General features: G+C 37.2%; 21 protein-coding genes. 19 read left to right on the top strand and 2 right to left on the bottom strand.

Features of this window, described 5'->3' with window-relative positions; all coding sequences use genetic code 11:
• The first annotated feature begins 101 nt into the window (after positions 1–101).
• Positions 102–4970 carry an NAD-glutamate dehydrogenase gene (locus ACE1OF_RS15760; RefSeq protein ID WP_448895604.1) on the top strand — a complete coding sequence of 1623 codons (4869 nt, stop codon included), beginning with the start codon at positions 102–104 and terminating at the stop codon, positions 4968–4970.
• A gap of 148 nt (positions 4971–5118) precedes the next feature.
• Entirely contained in the window at positions 5119–6129 is a 1011-nt protein-coding gene (gene pyrD / locus ACE1OF_RS15755; RefSeq protein WP_448895603.1) for a quinone-dependent dihydroorotate dehydrogenase, read from the top strand.
• A 48-nt stretch (positions 6130–6177) separates the two neighbouring features.
• On the opposite strand, the gene ACE1OF_RS15750 is transcribed toward pyrD, so the two are convergent.
• Positions 6178–7152: an adenosylmethionine decarboxylase gene (locus ACE1OF_RS15750; RefSeq protein WP_448895602.1), complete on the bottom strand. Its 975-nt coding sequence runs from the start codon at positions 7150–7152 to the stop codon at positions 6178–6180.
• Positions 7153–7513: 361 nt separating this feature from the next.
• Positions 7514–7771 carry a helix-turn-helix domain-containing protein gene (locus ACE1OF_RS15745; protein WP_448895601.1) on the bottom strand — a complete coding sequence of 86 codons (258 nt, stop codon included), beginning with the start codon at positions 7769–7771 and terminating at the stop codon, positions 7514–7516.
• Positions 7772–8043: 272 nt separating this feature from the next.
• Here ACE1OF_RS15745 and ACE1OF_RS15740 point away from each other — a divergent pair, with 272 nt between their 5' ends.
• The 17 genes from ACE1OF_RS15740 (at position 8044) to ACE1OF_RS15660 (ending at position 17317) form a co-directional block, all read left to right on the top strand.
• Positions 8044–8310: a hypothetical protein gene (locus tag ACE1OF_RS15740; protein ID WP_448895600.1), complete on the top strand. Its 267-nt coding sequence runs from the start codon at positions 8044–8046 to the stop codon at positions 8308–8310.
• 2 nt (positions 8311–8312) lie between these two features.
• Positions 8313–8558, top strand: a complete 246-nt coding sequence (locus ACE1OF_RS15735; RefSeq protein ID WP_448895599.1) for a hypothetical protein — start codon at positions 8313–8315, stop codon at positions 8556–8558.
• The gene (locus ACE1OF_RS15730) at positions 8555–10429 is read left to right on the top strand and encodes a replication endonuclease (RefSeq protein ID WP_448895598.1); all 1875 of its coding nucleotides are present in this window, start codon (positions 8555–8557) and stop codon (positions 10427–10429) included. The genes ACE1OF_RS15735 and ACE1OF_RS15730 overlap by 4 nt, the downstream gene beginning before the upstream one ends.
• A 1-nt stretch (position 10430) precedes the next feature.
• Positions 10431–10781, top strand: coding sequence for a hypothetical protein (locus tag ACE1OF_RS15725; RefSeq protein ID WP_448895597.1), 351 nt, complete (start codon positions 10431–10433; stop codon positions 10779–10781).
• 68 nt (positions 10782–10849) lie between these two features.
• Positions 10850–11026 carry a hypothetical protein gene (locus tag ACE1OF_RS15720; RefSeq protein WP_448895596.1) on the top strand — a complete coding sequence of 59 codons (177 nt, stop codon included), beginning with the start codon at positions 10850–10852 and terminating at the stop codon, positions 11024–11026.
• Positions 11016–11402 carry a hypothetical protein gene (locus tag ACE1OF_RS15715; RefSeq protein ID WP_448895595.1) on the top strand — a complete coding sequence of 129 codons (387 nt, stop codon included), beginning with the start codon at positions 11016–11018 and terminating at the stop codon, positions 11400–11402. The genes ACE1OF_RS15720 and ACE1OF_RS15715 overlap by 11 nt, the downstream gene beginning before the upstream one ends.
• Complete coding sequence (locus ACE1OF_RS15710; RefSeq protein ID WP_448895594.1) at positions 11365–11868, top strand: hypothetical protein; 504 nt, start codon at positions 11365–11367, stop codon at positions 11866–11868. The genes ACE1OF_RS15715 and ACE1OF_RS15710 overlap by 38 nt, the downstream gene beginning before the upstream one ends.
• The gene (locus tag ACE1OF_RS15705; protein WP_448895593.1) at positions 11861–12541 is read left to right on the top strand and encodes a hypothetical protein; all 681 of its coding nucleotides are present in this window, start codon (positions 11861–11863) and stop codon (positions 12539–12541) included. The genes ACE1OF_RS15710 and ACE1OF_RS15705 overlap by 8 nt, the downstream gene beginning before the upstream one ends.
• Before the next feature lie 333 nt (positions 12542–12874).
• Positions 12875–13660, top strand: a complete 786-nt coding sequence (locus tag ACE1OF_RS15700; RefSeq protein ID WP_448895592.1) for a major capsid protein P2 — start codon at positions 12875–12877, stop codon at positions 13658–13660.
• Positions 13661–13674: 14 nt separating this feature from the next.
• Entirely contained in the window at positions 13675–13926 is a 252-nt protein-coding gene (locus ACE1OF_RS15695; protein WP_448895591.1) for a hypothetical protein, read from the top strand.
• Positions 13927–14033: 107 nt separating this feature from the next.
• Positions 14034–14201: a hypothetical protein gene (locus ACE1OF_RS15690; protein ID WP_448895590.1), complete on the top strand. Its 168-nt coding sequence runs from the start codon at positions 14034–14036 to the stop codon at positions 14199–14201.
• Between the two features lie 13 nt (positions 14202–14214).
• Positions 14215–15132, top strand: a complete 918-nt coding sequence (locus ACE1OF_RS15685) for a hypothetical protein (protein WP_448895589.1) — start codon at positions 14215–14217, stop codon at positions 15130–15132.
• Entirely contained in the window at positions 15132–15653 is a 522-nt protein-coding gene (locus ACE1OF_RS15680) for a hypothetical protein (protein WP_448895588.1), read from the top strand. The genes ACE1OF_RS15685 and ACE1OF_RS15680 overlap by 1 nt, the downstream gene beginning before the upstream one ends.
• Positions 15653–16213, top strand: coding sequence for a hypothetical protein (locus tag ACE1OF_RS15675; RefSeq protein WP_448895587.1), 561 nt, complete (start codon positions 15653–15655; stop codon positions 16211–16213). The genes ACE1OF_RS15680 and ACE1OF_RS15675 overlap by 1 nt, the downstream gene beginning before the upstream one ends.
• Before the next feature lie 56 nt (positions 16214–16269).
• On the top strand, positions 16270–16680 hold the full coding sequence (locus ACE1OF_RS15670) for a virion protein (RefSeq protein WP_448895586.1): 411 nt from the start codon (positions 16270–16272) through the stop codon (positions 16678–16680).
• Positions 16680–16958, top strand: a complete 279-nt coding sequence (locus ACE1OF_RS15665; RefSeq protein ID WP_448895585.1) for a hypothetical protein — start codon at positions 16680–16682, stop codon at positions 16956–16958. Before ACE1OF_RS15670 ends, ACE1OF_RS15665 begins: the two co-directional genes overlap by 1 nt.
• Entirely contained in the window at positions 16955–17317 is a 363-nt protein-coding gene (locus tag ACE1OF_RS15660) for a DUF1353 domain-containing protein (protein WP_448895584.1), read from the top strand. Before ACE1OF_RS15665 ends, ACE1OF_RS15660 begins: the two co-directional genes overlap by 4 nt.
• The last annotated feature ends 235 nt before the right edge of the window (positions 17318–17552 follow it).

The following is a 17552-nucleotide window of genomic DNA, read 5'->3' as shown; positions in this document are numbered from 1 at the left end:
AATAGTGATTCTTTACTCATTATTAAAACAATAAAAATATTTCATTTTAATTATTACAAGCTTTTTTTTATTTCTGTATAAAAATAGCAAAGGAAAATAGCATGGCGTTAGTGAATGGTTCTCCCTCCGTTATACTCAAAAACGTAGCACAATTGATCAAGAAAAAAGTACCGACTGAATCAGCTGATTTAGTTGCTCAATTTGCATCTCTTTTATATAAAAATATCTCGTCGCTTGATTTAACCGAACGCAATGAGAGTGATATGTATGGTGCAACATTAAGTTTGTGGAGCGCATTTAATGAGCACACAGATAATGAACCTGTTATTCATGTTTTTAACCCTTCGGTAAGTAAAAATGGTTGGAAATCAAGCCATACCACTATCGAAGTGATCGTTAAAGATATGCCTTTTTTAGTTGATTCTATACGAATTGCGTTAAATCGTTTAGGCCTATCTCCTCATCTTATGCTTAATGCGCCTTTAAAAATTGTAAGAGATGAAGATAAAAATATTGTTGAAATGGCGTCTAATATTGATAAAAAAATCAAAGCGACTTCACAAGAAACCGTCTTTTTTATAGAAATAGATCGCCAGTCTAGTCAGCAGGAACTTGACAGTATTAAAGCAGAGTTGCTTAGTGTTGTAGAAGACATCACTTTAACCGTGAATGATTGGCAACCTATGCTTGATCAACTCAATAACACGATTGCAGAAGTGACCAAAGGTAAACTACCTGGTGACAAACAAGCAAAAGCAGACACAATAGAGTTTTTAACCTGGCTTGCTAACAATAATTTCACATTAATGGGGTATCGTTCTTATGATGTTGAAGCGGTAAAAGGGGATATTAAACTTAAAGCGAAGCTTGATTCTAGTCTTGGTTTGTTAAAAAATTCTAGCACGGTTAAGAGCAGGTTAATTTCTACGCTAAGTGCTTCAGGTCGTGAAGTTGCTTTAGGCAGTAACCACCTTATTTTAACCAAAACTAATTCTCGTTCACGAGTGCATAGACCTGTGCAATTAGATTATATAGGTGTAAAACGTTTTGATGATAAAGGTAATGTTATTGGCGAAGAGCGCTTTATTGGCTTGTTCGGCTCTTCTTATTATACAAGCAGCGCTTTGGATTTACCGCTAATTAAATCTAAAGTACAACAAGTGTGTGATTCTTCAGGTTTTGCTCAAGGCACGCATGCATACAAAACGCTCATTAATATTTTAGAGACTTTCCCACGTGACGAAATATTGCAAAGTAATGTTGTAGAATTATTGCAAAACGTATTAGGCATTTTCCAAATGCAAGAACGTGACTATTGTGGTTTATTTGTAAGACGAGATGCGTTTGACCGTTTTTATTCTTGCATGGTTTATGTGCCGCGTGAGCGTTACACCACTAAATTACGTATCGAAACTCAGCTTTTACTACAAGAAGCCTTTGGTAGTGATGAAGAAGTTGAATTTACCACTTATTTTTCTGAATCAGTGCAAGCGAGAACGCATTACATTGTTAAAGTTAAATCAACAAAAGCAGATATTGATGTGAAAGAAATTGAGAAGAATTTAAACGAAGCTGCACGTAACTGGGATGATAAATTAGCCAGCGCACTTGCTGAGAATAAAGGTGAAGTAGCCGCTAAAGCTTTATGCAGTAAATACATTAAGTTTCCACAATCTTATAAAGATGAAGCTTTACCGGGCTCTGCTATTGTTGATATTGAAAAACTTGAAAGGGTAAGTTTTTCAGACAGTTTAGAAATGTTATTTTATCAGCCTGTTGAAGAAAAAGCAGGAAGCCGTTTTGTTAAGTTAAAACTTTTTCATAAAGGTGATCCCATCCATCTGTCTGACATTTTACCCATGTTAGAGAATTTTGGTTTGCGTGTTATTGGCGAAAGCCCCTATGCAATTAAAACCTCAGATGGTGAAACCTTCTGGATATTAGATTTTTCAATGCTGTTAAACGGTGATAATGCTTTTGATATTTATACCGTGCAAACGCTTTTCCAAGAAGCCTTTGCTAAAGTATGGCAAGGCGATCTTGAAGATGATGGTTTTAATCGTCTTATTTTAGGGGCCGGGTTAGAAGGACGAAGTGTTTCAATTTTACGTGCTTTTGCCAAATATGAACGTCAAATAGGCGGTCGTTTTAGTCAAAGCTATATTGAAGATGCCTTTGCTCGCTATCCTGATATTGCACAGTTACTAATTAACTTATTTATTGGACGGTTTGATCCAAGCAATACATCAAGTAAAAGTGCGAAAGAAAAAGCACATACAAAACTTTTAGAAACCATAGAAAGTTCATTAGATAATGTGGCTAACCTAGACGATGATCGAATTATTAGACGCTTTGTTGAAATGATTTTAGCCACCATTAGAACTAACTACTTCCAAGTAGATAAACTAATGGGTGAGAAACCTTATATATCATTTAAACTCACGCCTTCAAAAATAAGTGAAATGCCACAACCCGTACCTAAATTTGAAATTTTTGTGTATTCACCTCAAGTTGAAGGGGTACATTTACGCGGTGGCAAAGTTGCGCGCGGTGGTTTACGTTGGTCTGACAGACGAGAAGACTTCCGTACAGAAGTGTTAGGGTTAGTTAAAGCACAACAAGTCAAAAACAGTGTTATTGTACCCGTTGGTGCAAAAGGTGGCTTTGTCTGTAAACAATTGCCTAATGGTACACGCCAAGAAATATTTGAAGCAGGAAAAGAATGCTACCGTACGTTTATTCGCGCGTTGCTTGATATTACCGACAATATTGTAAATGGTGAAATAGTACCACCAGTTGATGTAGTGCGCCTTGATGAAGATGATGCCTATTTAGTGGTTGCCGCAGATAAAGGAACGGCAACATTTTCAGATGTCGCTAATGGTATATCTGATGAGTATAACTTCTGGTTAGGTGATGCATTCGCTTCAGGTGGTAGTGTTGGTTATGATCACAAGGCAATGGGTATTACTGCTCGTGGTGCTTGGGAGTCTGTTAAACGTCACTTTAGAGAAATGGATATTGATTGCCAAAGCACTGATTTTACCTGTATTGCTATTGGTGATATGGCGGGTGATGTGTTTGGTAACGGTATGCTGTTGTCTAAACATATTTGCTTGCAAGCTGCCTTTAACCATATGCATATATTTATCGACCCAACGCCTGATTCAGCAAAATCTCACGCAGAACGTGAACGTTTGTTCAACTTGCCTGGCTGTAGTTGGGAAGACTATAACAAAAAATTAATTTCTGCTGGTGGTGGTATCTTTAGCCGTCATGTTAAATCAATAGCATTAACGCCACAAATCAAAAAAATGTTGGGCACACAAAAACAGAGCTTGTCGCCTAATGATTTAATTCAGGCTATCTTATGTATGGAAGTTGATTTGCTATGGAATGGCGGTATAGGCACATACGTGAAAAGCTCAAAAGAAACGCACCTAGAAGTAGGTGATAGAGCAAATGATGCCTTAAGAATTAATGGGTGTGAGCTACAAGCTAAAGTGGTAGGTGAGGGCGGAAATTTAGGCTTTACTCAACTTGGACGCATTGAATTTGCAGCGAAAGGTGGCCGCATTAATACTGATGCTATTGATAATGCAGGTGGTGTTGATTGTAGTGATAATGAAGTTAATATTAAAATATTACTGAATAGCTTAGTACAAAATGGTGACTTAACGGTTAAACAGCGTAATAAGCTGCTTTATGATATGACGGATGCTGTGGGCGATTTAGTGATTGAAGATTGTTATCGACAAACACATTCACTCTCAATTACAGCCATGCGTGGTGTTAATCAATTAAAAGAGCAAGTGCGATTTATTCAAGAATTAGAACGAACAGGTAAACTTGATAGAGCATTAGAGTTTATACCTGATGAAGAAGAAATAGCGCATAGACTGTCTAAAAATATAGGTTTAACTCGCCCTGAGTTATCCGTGTTGCTTGCTTATAGCAAAATGGTGCTAAAAGAAGATCTTGTTCATCCAGAAATAACGGATAACCCGTATCATAATCAATTATTGATTAATGCATTCCCACAACTGTTACAAGATAAATACCAAGAACAAATGCAGCAACACCCGCTTAGAGCTGAAATTATAGCGACAAAACTCGCAAATAAAATTGGCAATGACATGGGCTTTAACTTTGTTAATCGTATGAGGGAAGAAACAGGTGCTACGGTTATTGAAATAGCAAACAGTTATACCATGGCTTGTGCTGTTTTTGAACTTGAAGAATTTTGGAAGAAAATAGAAGTATTGAATAATAAAATTCCGACTGCTATTCAAACTGAAATGTTATTCCAATATCGTAGAACTGTAAGACGTGCAACACGTTGGTTCTTACGTCATCGTAATAAGTCATTATCAATAACGCAATCAATTGCGCTGTTTAAACCAACATTTGCAATTATGTCGGAAAAACTTAATAGCTTTATTATTGATCGTGAAGCCGAAGAGCTAAAACGTGTAGAAGGTGATTTGATTGCCGCTGGTGTACCAACAGACATTGCGGTACGTATTTCACAGTTAAGCACTATTTTTTCTGCATTGGATATTACCGAAATTGCAGAAGAAGATGGTAGGGACGTAGAATTAGTTGCTAATTTATACTTTAAGCTAGGTGTTCGATTAGAGTTACATTGGTTCTTAGATCAAATTACTCGTCAACCAGTAGGAAATCATTGGCAAGCACTCGCTAGAGCATCTTTTAGAGAAGAGTTAGATTGGCAGCAACGTTCATTGACGTCAGTGGTTTTACATTGTGATTGTACAGCGAAAGAAGAAGACATTGATAACATGCTTGATACTTGGGTTGAGACAAATTCACAACCGTTAGAACGCTGGAAACATTTACTGTCTGATTTTAAAGTAGGGCAAACCCATGAATTTGCTAAATTCTCCGTTGCTTTACGTGAATTAATGTTGCTAAGCTTAAACTGTCAGAGGTTAATTAAAGAAAGTTAATCTTTTGCCATAAAAGCAATTTATATAAAATCCGTAAGCTGATAAAATCCTCGCGCGACTAAATTCTTTACTTTAGGTAAATGTAATTAAGTCAGACGGGGATTTTTTATTCCTACGCTACACCTAACTAACTTGAGTTTGAGGTTTTATGTTTTATCCAGCTATCCGTAAAGTATTATTTAAATTTGATGCAGAAACTATTCATGAATTGACTATTAAAGGACTGAAAAGTACAGGTTCATCACCTTTAAACGCTTTTTATAAGCAACGTGTAGCTAATAAGCCAGTTAAGGTTATGGGGATTGAATTTCCTAATCCATTAGGTTTAGCCGCAGGGTTAGATAAAAATGGCGAATGCATTGATGCCTTTGATGCGATGGGGTTTGGTTTTATTGAAGTTGGTACCGTCACACCTCGTCCACAACCTGGTAATGATAAACCACGTATCTTTAGACTACCACAAGCGAACGCTATTATTAACCGCATGGGCTTTAATAATAAAGGGGTTGACTACCTTGTATCACAAGTAAGATCTGCTAAATTTACTGGTGTGCTTGGCATTAACATTGGTAAAAACAAAGACACGCCAGAAGAAAACGCGAAAGATGATTATATACACTGTATGCGTAAAGTTTATGACTTTGCTACCTATATCACTGTGAATATATCTTCACCAAACACGCCAGGTTTGAGAGCATTACAATATGGCGATGCGTTAAACGAATTATTATCAGCATTAAAAATAGAACAAAAAGCGCTTGCGAAACAATATAACAAATATGTACCTATTGCCGTTAAAATAGCGCCAGATTTAACCGAAGAAGAAGTACTTTCTATAGCGCAATGCCTTTTAGAAAATGAGATTGACGGTGTTATTGCTACCAATACTACTCTATCTCGTGAAGGCGTGGAACAACTTGAACACGGAAACGAGCAAGGTGGCTTAAGTGGCGCACCAGTTAAAGACAAAAGCACAACCGTTATTCGTATATTAGCTAAAGCACTTGATAATAAGCTTCCAATTATTGGTGTTGGTGGTATTGCTTCAAGTAATGATGCCAATGAGAAATTAGCGGCTGGTGCTAGTTTAGTTCAAATATATACTGGTTTTATTTATCAAGGACCACCGTTAATAAAAGCCATAGTTAATGGTTTATAGTTAAACTAAAACTAGTCTTTGTTCATTGCCTTCATCTATTATTGGGAATTATAGGGTTTTATTCCCAATAATTCCCTCACCCTCAAGTGTTAATGCTATCGGTTCAATAAAACTTACTTGCGGTAGTATAAAATTTGCAAAATTTATTTTATATCCATTAGAAAGTGTCGTTTCTACTAATGTTTTACTCACATAATTCGTCTTTCGATAGGGGGATGTTTTCTCTGAAAACTCAAATTCATTAAAACTAAGAATATCAAACGACAAAGGCTGTAAAATATTAATAAAAAGTGGTGCAAAGGCAATTAAGTCAATATTAGATTCAAAGCTGATATAACTGCTGTTTGTCTGAGGTGTTATATGAACGGTTAAATATTTATCATCTTTAATTGCATTGAGTGAATAACCATAGGGTTTAAAAACAAAATCATCAATTGTAAAGTCAGGTAATATTGTTTCCAATGATAAAAACTGTCTTATTTTTTTCGCAGAAATTCCAGAGGTTGTTAACAGGGCAGAAGCTTTCTCACTTATTTGATAAGCAAGGAATTCATAAGATTTATCCTCAGGATTTGCATTAAAATTTTTGTCGTAATTAAATAAATAATTATGGTGCCCGTCAAGTTCACCAAAACGATAAACACTACCGTTAAGGTATTGTGATAATAGTTTTACATCATCATTAAAACAACTTGGTTGCGCATGCGCAAAATATTCGTTTTTTCGTTGATAGGTAAGTTGCTGTATTGTATCTTTACCAATGTGTTGTATGAAGTATTCAATTGAATTCACAAGTTGAGTTTCACCACAAGTTAAAATCAGTAGCCTATCATGCCAAACAAATAAACTGGATTCAGACAGTAAAAACGCTTTGCATTGCGCATTATTTATTGAAGAAAGTATTTGAGCATTACAACATTGAACAAGTGCTTGCCAGAATTGATCGTTAACGTCATTTAATAATGATATTTTTTGAATATCAATTTGGATCTGAGCCTTTTTTTCAGCGCCTTCAAAAAACAATAGATAACCCTCTTTTACAGTCTTTAGCCAGTATTTAAAAATTAATGTCTACCTGTTGAGCGAAATGGATTTTAGTATGTTATTCGGGGCATAACAAATATATTTATTCACATTTGTATTATTATTTATTGATTAAATAATAGTTTTTTAAATTTTGATGGTGCAATGCTTGTGAGGTATAGAAAAGAAGTAAAAACTAGGCTGTTTTGTTAATGAAACAACCTAGTTTAGTCTAGATATGGTCTGATCTATTAGATTTCGTTGCTTTATTTAAGCTAAAATAAAACTGTTAATAACTTTCATTATGTACAAGTTAAGTTGCTTTAAGTTACTGTTAATTAGAATAAATATTTATTGCTGTTTATGCTGCTAAGTGGCTGTTATTTCGTAAAAGTTCAGCAACAATAGGGTTATGTATCTTTTCAGCGTATGCAGCGTAGAACACCTTTTCAATAGGTATTCCAGACATTTCTGATAATACTTCTAATATTTCATCACTTGGTATTGTGCCACGGTTGCGCCAAGCTGAAACAGTACTACAACTTATTGCTAGTTTTTTAGCTAGCGCATAATCTGAAACGCCCGTGGTTGCTGAGTTTAGCACATCTATGAAGTTCATTGTTTTTACACCTTTCTGTAGTTCGCGTATTAAGTATAGAGCAGTGTAATGAGTATTGCTATACTTGAATGCTAGTTGTCATATGTGAATGCTTGTTATAGTATTTAAATGCTTTCGGGGTTGCTACTGCTTTGCTTTTTGTAGTTCGCACTCTAAAACATGCCATTTACAGCCTTGAAAGTATTAATAGTTCCCTTTTGTTCCGTGGGGCGTTGCAACAAACCACGGAATTTTTTACTAAGGGGCGCATCATACTAAAAGGAATCTGAACAATGACTGAACACATTGAAATACCACACAAAATCAAAAATTTTGATGCAGTTGCACACGAAGCGTTTATTCGTGAATGCGCTCACGAAATTATACAAGCAAACAAATCAAGTATAGAAACAGTGCAAGCGCACGTTTCGCAATTCAAAGAAAAGTTAAAAGCCCACAAGCAAGAGCAAAATCAATTCAAAATTACACAGCAAAAAGCTGATAAATTAGCAGATTTAGCGGCAATGATTCGTCGTAGTACAAATACGGTGGGGTGTTAGTTATGGATAATACTCATGTGGACAATATAGAGTCAAAAACAGCACAGTTAGCAATAAATCAAATATCGTGTACGCTTGATGATGTTGAATACAAGGCAATGGTTCGAGGTGTAATAACGGGTTATGGATTACTGTTCAAATCTGTCAATGCTCACGAAGTGGCACAGATATTTGAGGATGCATACGTTTATTTGTGCTTTGATAATCCAGAAAGGGCAATTAATAAATTAAAGTTGCTTTTACCATGATTAACGTATCAGCAGACCGCCAACTTTGGCGGTTACTTACCCCGCTAATCAAAGACCACAGTAACAAAGATAAGCATAAAATTTTTGTTACTAATTCCCACTTTAAATCAATTCGTAAATTTGTTTTTGCAAAAACAGAAAATTTACCACGTTACGTTAAGCGTAGGCTAATACGTCATTACGTTAAGATTTTTAACAAAAAACGCGCAAACACTCGCAACAGTGAATTATTCGCTAATATCTGGTTGAGAGATGTTGTAAAGCCAGTTGAAAAAATATTAAGTAATTGTCCGTTTAAAAACCCAAAAGCGCTTAGACGTGATGAAGTTGTGGAGCAGTACGCAAAAAAAGCCGCTGACGAATGTGTAAGCATGGTTGCAATAGTCGGTGAAGCAATGAAAAGCGAAGAATACGAAAAGACAATACTATTCGCTTATAGTGAACTGGCGGTATATTGCGCTGATTGGGGTATTTTACCGCCATATAAAAATCAAGTTGAAAAGCACGAAATGATAGAAGCCGCTGAATGCGCTATTTTGCGTATGAGTTGCGAAAAGTGGTGGTTACGAAAATTCATGCGTATCAAAAATCAAACTAACGAGCATATCTTAATAGCTATTGGTGAAGTGCAAAAAAAGGTTTCACCGTACATTTCCGCGCAATCATTAAGCGAGTGGAACAACCAACAAAAAGCAAACCGCGATTACTTAGAAGCAATGGAGCTTGTAAGTATTAATACATGCCCCGACACTGGCGCAGAATACGAAAACATCGTTAGTTTGGTTGATATGGCCGATGCTTCAAGCTCGAACCCAAAAAACCGCTTTACTGAATTAATGATTCGTTGTCGCGGATTGGAAAATTTAGCGATTGACGATGGATATATAGGATTATTTGTAACTATCACAGCGCCAAGTAAATATCATGCATCAAGTGAAAAATGGAATGGTTGCACACCAAAGGATGCACAAGCTTATTTAGTTAAAACATGGTCAAAAATACGCGCAGAATTAAAACGTAAAAATGTAATTTATTATGGTGTTCGGGTGGCTGAGCCGCATCATGACGCTACACCACACTGGCATATGCTTTTATTTGTTTTGCCTGAGCAAGCAAACGCGCTTGTTTACACGATGGAAGATTACGCAATGCAAGTTGATGGTTGCGAAAAAGGTGCTGACAAGCACCGCTTTACAGTTGAAGTAATCGACCCGAACAAAGGTAGTGCAACGGGTTATATTGCTAAATATCTATCTAAAAATATAAATGGAGAGTACATTGAAAATAATAAGACTGAGCAAGATAGCGCAAGCGATTTCGATAGCGGTAAGTCAGCAAGCGAAGGAGCGAAACGAGCCACCGCTTGGGCTAGCCGTTGGTGCATACGACAATTCCAGTTTTTTGGAGCGGAGCCTGTCACGATATATCGAGAAGCCAGGCGTCTTGCATTAACCGCTGAAAATGACGAAATTGAAAAAATCAGGCAAGCAGTAGAAACAACGGAAAAAAGCGGCAAGTGGTACGCATTCACTAAAGCCATGCAAGCAAGTAGGGTTAATCTTGCTTATGAAGAATCAACCAACGATTACGGTGAAAGAATCAAAAAAATCAAGGGGCTTATTTCCTCTACGGGTTACGAAGAAACTCGCGAGGGTGTTTATCTTTTAAGAAAGCGCGGCAGCGTTTTCCCTTGGAGTCCTGTCAATAACTGTACGGCTAGGGCTAGTGATTCCGAGGCATCGACACTTAAGCCGCTTGGTTTTAATTCTCAAGAGATGGATTATTTAAGTAATGGTTATCGAGTTTCTACGGGGGATGGTCATGTTTACCAAGTAAAAGATAATCAATTAAGGGAATACAAGGGGGAGTAATATGAGTAAGGTTTTTTCGCGTTGGTTTAGGTTTCTTAGGAATGTTGAATGTGATAATTATTGGGTTGAACTGCCACTTCGTTGTAGTGATAAGACTCCAAATAGCATTTATTTTGATATAAGAAACGTTAAAGAAATATTATACGAGATAAATGGTTCTAATTTTTTGCCTGCAAGCAATATTGATGATTTATTTGATTTTTGTAGCGTAATAAAAGACAACGGTTTAATTTCTTTTGATGGTCGTACTGCAAAAATTAATTTAATAAAAGACAATGAGACTGTTTTTGCTTCGTTGAGATTGAAAATTATAAAAAAGGGTGTTGCTAAGTTTTATATGGAGGGCAATTGATTTTTTAGTTTTTTACGGCACGTTGTGAAACGCCCGTATTTTTTTATTTACTGTCGGGAGACACGAAAATGTTAGCAAGTGAATCAAAGAAAGAATTATTGTTTCTTATTCAAGAAATGAGTAAAGAAACAGAATTAGCAGAAAAAGCGCAATTGTTTGCAGTCAAAAAGCATTTAGAAAGGTTGGGTAAGTTGCAGTTGCGTTTCAACGGTGTAATAGCGCGGGCGGTGTGTTATGGCAAATGAAAATATCGGTCACGTTCTTTGTCCTTTGTCAGATAAGTTATCAGTTGTTAGAGCAGATAAGCGCGGCAAGCTATATTATTTTTCTGAATGCGGAAAAATAGCGCCAAATTTACCGCAAGGCCAAAAATGGCTAAATCAAAAAACCGTATTTTGGGATGATGGTCAGCCTGAAAATATACGAATTGAAACGTTATACAACGGGGCGCCACCTGTTGTTACGTTAACGCAAGAAAGCGAGCCATTACGCGCTGAAAAGCCGTTAACGCCTGAACCCGAGCCAAGGCGTGTTGAAAAGCCGTTAACGCCTGAACCCGTAACGAAGAAAAGACCGTTTTTAAGTGAATTCTTTAATGATTGGGGGGGTGATGATGAGTGATGTCATTCAAGAGCAGTCAGTATCAAATGATGATATTGAACAGCAATCAGAGTTTGATGCGATATTATTAGAGGCGGTGAGCGTTGACGGTGGGGAAGTTGGCGAAAATGGGCTGATTGAAGATAGCACAAATAATGAACCAGAAATGCAAACAAGCGAAATTCTATTTCCCATTATCGCAATGGGTTTTGATATTGTGGTTCCACACTGGAAAGTTAGGAAAGAAGAGAAACAAGCGTTAGCAGAGGCATACGGTGCTTTGTTAGATAAGTATTTTCCTGATGCTGGTAATTATTTTTGTGTTGAAATTACAGCGCTAATGGCTACGGGTATGATTTGTATGCCGCGAGTTTTAGCTGACAAGAAAGAAAAAGAGGTTAATCCACAGGAAAAGCCAAAACAAACGAAAAAAGCCGACTTTAGTGGTGTAAATTCGTTCGATGTAGAGGAGATTAACCTTGACTAATAAAAGAATTGATACAACTAGACAAGCTCAAATAGAATTATTTTGTGGTTCTTCGGGGTCGGGTAAGTCATACAAGGTTAAGGGTAAAATAAAAAATGCTAGTCGTTTGGTTATTTTCGACCCTGATGATGAATACAACGAGGTTAAGGGTGTTCAAACAGTCAGAACGGCACAGGCTTTAATTTCATTGGTTCAACGTAATCCTAAAGGCGCATTAAAAGTGCGTTATGTTGCAAACGGAGATGCGGCTTTTAATGTTTGGGCGAAAGCTGTTTTTACGTGGGGTAATTGTGTTTGTGTAGCGGAAGAAATAGCAGGGGTAACATCTCCAGGAAAGGCACCTGCAGGGTGGCACACTTTAGTGAGTCGTGGCCGTAAACGTGGAATAACGATTTATGCAGTAACACAGAGGCCGAGCGAGTCAGATAAAACAATTCTCGGCAATATTTCGCGTATTTGGGTTGGAAGAATGGCTCGCGATAAAGACCGAAAATATATGGCGGCAGAATTGGACGTTAACAAGGATGATATAACCGAGTTGCAAGCGCTAGATTACCTTGAACGAGATATGCTAACTAATACCGTTGTTCGTGGTAATTCAAAAGCTAAATGGCAAAAGACGTTAAGCCAATACAAATTAGATAAATCAAAAGCAGCAACAATGGAGGCGTAATGATTCATCAAATTATGATGGTTTTACCTCTTATCGGCTTTTTTGGTTGGTGGTTATGGGTAATTGTAATGATTTTTAGGGGAGACTTTGATAAATAAAAGGCGTTAACGAATCAAAGCGTTTTTAGGCGCTTTTTTTTCGGAAAAAATTCACTTTTGGTTGATTGTAAAAACTCATTTACAAGTTTTTTTAACAAACAAAGAGAGTTTTCAAAATGCCAAAATCCGCATTAAAAATGGTTTTACTCGTTGCTGTCGGTTCGCTTATTGCGGATATGGCACGTAATAAAATTTCTAGCGTTCGTCGCATAACTGGTTAATTGAGGGTTAAATTATGGCTCGTCAATTCAAATCACAAAACAGTTTTTCTAACGTATCAGCAGGTTCAACGGCAACGTTGCAATTGCCGCTAGGTGCGACTTACGATTCTATTCACATTAAATACTCAGGAGTAACGCTTGCACAATTAAAAAATATTGAAGTACGTATCAACGGTAAAGTTATTCAATCTTTTATTGATGCAGTACGCTTGCAAGATATTAATAAGCACTACAAGCGCAATATAAAAAGCGGTGTTTTTACATTGTGGTTTGTGCGTCCAGAAATGGATAATGTTTCTCTGCGTCGAATGACTGCAATTGGTACAGCAGACGTTGCTACGTTTGATTTGCGTGTTGATATTGATGCGGCAGCAGCAGCGCCAGTATTAAGCGCTTTTGCTGTTAAATCAAATCAAAGTGCGTTAGGTATGATTACAAAAATCAAGCGTTTTCCTGCAAGTTCAGCCACATCTGGTTTAAAAGAAATTGATAATATCCCCCGAGAGGGTCGTATTGCTGCAGTTCATTTGTTTAAAGATGATATTAGCAAGGCAGAAGTGGAAGTAAACGAACGTCCAGTGTATGACTTTGACAAAGTCTTAGGTGCTGGTGTTCAAGTTGACCATGGGCGCAATCCTAATTCATCAAAACACACATCAGTTGATTTCACGCTTGAGGGTGACCCAAGTCAAGCGCTAGTTGTGCAGGGTGCTAATGATTTTAGAATACGCACAACATTAGATACATCAGGTGCTTTTGATATTGTTGTTGAGTACCTGACTACATTTGACGGTATCTAAAAAAGGGGTGTGTTATGTGGGATGATTTCCAAGAGCTAGCGAGCGGCTATTTGAACTGGAGAACCGAAGAGGCGAAAGCTGATGCGACGATTGCAGGGCAGCAACAATTAAACAATACGGTTGAGCAAATGGCAAATGTTAGCCAACCACAACCGCTTAATAGTAATCAATACGCGAATATCATGCAAACAATGCAAGAAAACCCAACTTATTTGGTCGGTGGTGTTCTTGCGTTGGCCGTGGTTTATCTTTTAGCTAAAAAGTAAGGTGTTCAAAATGAATACAAAAACATTTTTGACTTCGGTGGCCGCTTCGGTTGTCGCATCAGTTTTAATTAGTATGTATAACAAGCGACAATCAGCGGGCGTTTAAGATGGGTTATTCAGCATCAAGTAGCTCAGGGGCGTCACAAGGTGGTGACTCGGGCTACGGCAATCAAGGTATAAACTTCGGCTCACAAAGCTCAGGCGGCATTAGTACTAATGCAATATTAATCGGTATTGGTCTTTTGCTTGCCGCGAAAGCGCTTAAGTTAATTTAAAGGGGTTGAGGGGATGGGTCTTTTGAGTGGATTAAATCCGTTTGGTGGGGGAAATAGTTTTTCATCGGGCGGTATTGGTAATTCAACGGCTGATAAAAGCTCTGTTACTGATAATCGTAACTACGCGACAAGCGGAAATGGTTCAATTTTAACGCCATCTTTTGATTTAGGTGATAGCAATAAAATTTCTGGTGCTGTTACGTCAAACGTAAGTATAACAAGCACTGATTATGGTGCTGTTGGTGATGCTATTAGCTTAGCATCAAATGCAGTTGCAAATACTGTTGATAGTGCTGTTTATCTTGTTGACGGGGTGTTAAGTGTATTTGCTGACGGTTTAGGTATGATTAGTGCTGACAATAGGGCTATTACTGAAAGTTCTATGATGGCTGTTAGCGAGGCGAATAATAATGTAACAAATGTCGCTGCTGATTCGCTAGCTAATAGCGCGTATTTGTCTGATTCTGTTATAGCATCAACATCAGCTTTGGGTGGTCAATTTGGTGCAGATTTAGCGTATTTAACTGATTCTGCAATGACAAATAATGCGTTACTTGTTGATAAAACAATTAGTACGGCAGATATGCTAACGACTCAACATCAAGATTCATTGAATATGATGGGTGATAATTTAGCAGTTCAAGCACAGAAGCATAGCGATGATGTCGGTTTTTTATCACAACAATCAATACAGGCGAATAGCGAATTAACTGCATTATTCGGTGGTTATTTGTTTGATAATTCAAGTATGTTAAATCAATCAATGTTAGATATGGCAAATCTTCAAGAGCAAAGCTTAGACTCGGCTTTAGAGGTCGCAGGTAATGTTGCATTAAATGATAATGTTGAGGGTATTCAAAACATGGTTAGATATATTTCGATTGCTGCCGCTGTGGTTGGTGGCGCATGGGCACTAAGGAAGTACGCATAATGATTTTAAGGCAAGAAATATCAAGCAATGCAACCGAGTTAGGTGTAACGGCTAGGTTTTTTAAAGTTTTGCGCTTGGCTGAATCGGCTACGGCTGAGTTTCGGGGTTCAGGGTGGAATTTACGAACGTCGATAAAATCAGGGTTGTCAATAGATTTAAGTGTGTACGGTACACCTTGCGAACAAATAGTATTTGAATCTGTTAATACTCAGGACATAGAATTTTGGGCAGGTATTGCCAGTGTTGATGATTCCAGTTTGTCTGGTGCCGTAGGTGTTGATAGTGCTAACAGAGTGATACAAAATGATGTGAAAAACATTAATTCAATCACTGAAATATACCCCGAAAATATAACAAGGCAATCAGGGACATTTCATATTTCAGCGCCATGTTACGTTAATGATGCAGTGAATGGTATTATTTTAGCGGCAGGTTTGCATCAGTGGACAAATAAACAATCAATGAGTTTGATTCCCGTTTCAGGGTCAGTTGATGTGCGTTCGATGGATGAATTATTCTAATGAATACACTAGCGATAACAGAAAACAAAAAGACTTATATAGGACAAACGTTTTTAGATAGTAAGACGATGATAAGAGTTGCAGGCTTGCAGTTGAATACGCCGTCTTGGCATCAGTCAAGGGTTGGTGGTAAAGAGATTACACCATCAAATGTGACAACAAAACAGGTGTTAGTGGATGAAGTGGGGGAGGGTTTTATTAGTCATATAATTTCACCAGTTCATTTGGTTGGTGCAAAAACAATACTTACATTAACAATTGATGGCAAAGTGAAAGAATATGAATTTACTCAAGGTGTAGAGTCAAGTAAATATGTTTTTGTTTTGTCGTTCGGAAGCGTTATGAGTTCAGAAGTCACTTATTTTGAATTACCATTTATTTTAGCGTCAGCAGCACAAGGTAATTGTCTAGAATTTAAAGAGGGTTTTAAGCTCGAATATCAATGTGACAATGTGAATACATCTTCAACAAACAACGCAAAAACATTACACGCAATATATAACATAAGTAACGAGTTTGATTATGATGTTGCAAGAAAAGAAAATGTGAGCGAGTGGTAATGAATAATAATTTTTACTTAACATCATTTTTTATTTTAGCTGTCGTAGGTCTTTACATGGTCACTAAATCATTACCTCTTGGTATTCGCAATAATAACCCTGGAAACATTCGCGCCACTGGAAACTGGCAGGAGTGGCAGGGTGCTATTGGTGAAAATCAAGGTTTTATTGTTTTTGATACGCCTGAAAACGGTCTAAGAGCATTAGCGCGAACACTGAGTACCTATAAAAATATTTACGGTTTAAATTCAATTAATCAAATTATCAACAGATGGGCACCGACAGATGAAAACGACACTCAAAGTTATATTAATCACGTATCGCAGATTGTTGGCGTTCAATCATGGCAACCGTTGGAGTTTAACCAATATCCGCTATTAATTGCTGCAATCATAAAACATGAGAATGGTCAGCAGCCGTACAGTAGCGAGCAAATACAAATAGGATTCGAGAGAGGTTTTACATAATGAAAGCGGCTCAATTTTTAGATACGAAAACAGGGATGGTTTTAGCCATAGGTGCTGTTGGCGCTGTTGCAATATATCTGTTTAATGAAAGTATCAGTAATACGATAAATAATGCAGGGCAAAGCATAAACCCCACTAATCAAGATAATATTTTTAATCAAGGTGTTTTAGCTGTTGGTAGAAATATAACAGGAAATGAACACTGGACGTTAGGTGGTTGGATTTACGATATTACGCACCAAGACCAAAATTACTGGCAAGGAACACAGGTTAAATGATGACCAATAAGTTCATAGGTAATGTAACGGCAACATGGTTACCAGACGGTCGAACAATGAGGTTAGAGAAAGATTTCTCATTTATAGATGGTGATGGTCTTGAATGGTTAGCGCCAAAAAATTCAATTGTTGACGGTGCGAGTATTCCGCGTTTTTTTTGGCGTTATATCGGTTCTCCATTTGTCGGTAAGTATCGTGAAGCAAGCGTAATACATGACGTTTATTGTCAAACAAAGTCAAGACCACACAAGCAAGTTCACAAAGTTTTTTTAAATATGATGCTTGCTAGTGGTGTTGATAAAGACGATGCAGAGCAAATGTATTTAGCTGTTAAAATAGGGGGGCCACGTTGGAAATAATCCCAATTTTAAAACAACTATCCGAAATTGGCTTAAGCGCTCCTGTCATTATCTCAGTTTATGCCCTAGTGCGTTTAAATCATTTAATTGCTAATTTTGATAAACGACTATCAATAATAGAATCAATAATTGATAGGCGTAATCACAAAGGTTAAAGTTAAAAAGGCAGCATTTCAATCGCTGCTTTTTGTGTTTTTTCGTCGCGTCTATCATAAATAATTGTCGTGTTAAGGGA

It is taken from the genome of Colwellia sp. E150_009 (assembly GCF_053543955.1).
The sequence above is the reverse complement of the archived record's forward strand: the minus strand, read 5'-3'. Positions and strand labels throughout refer to the sequence as shown.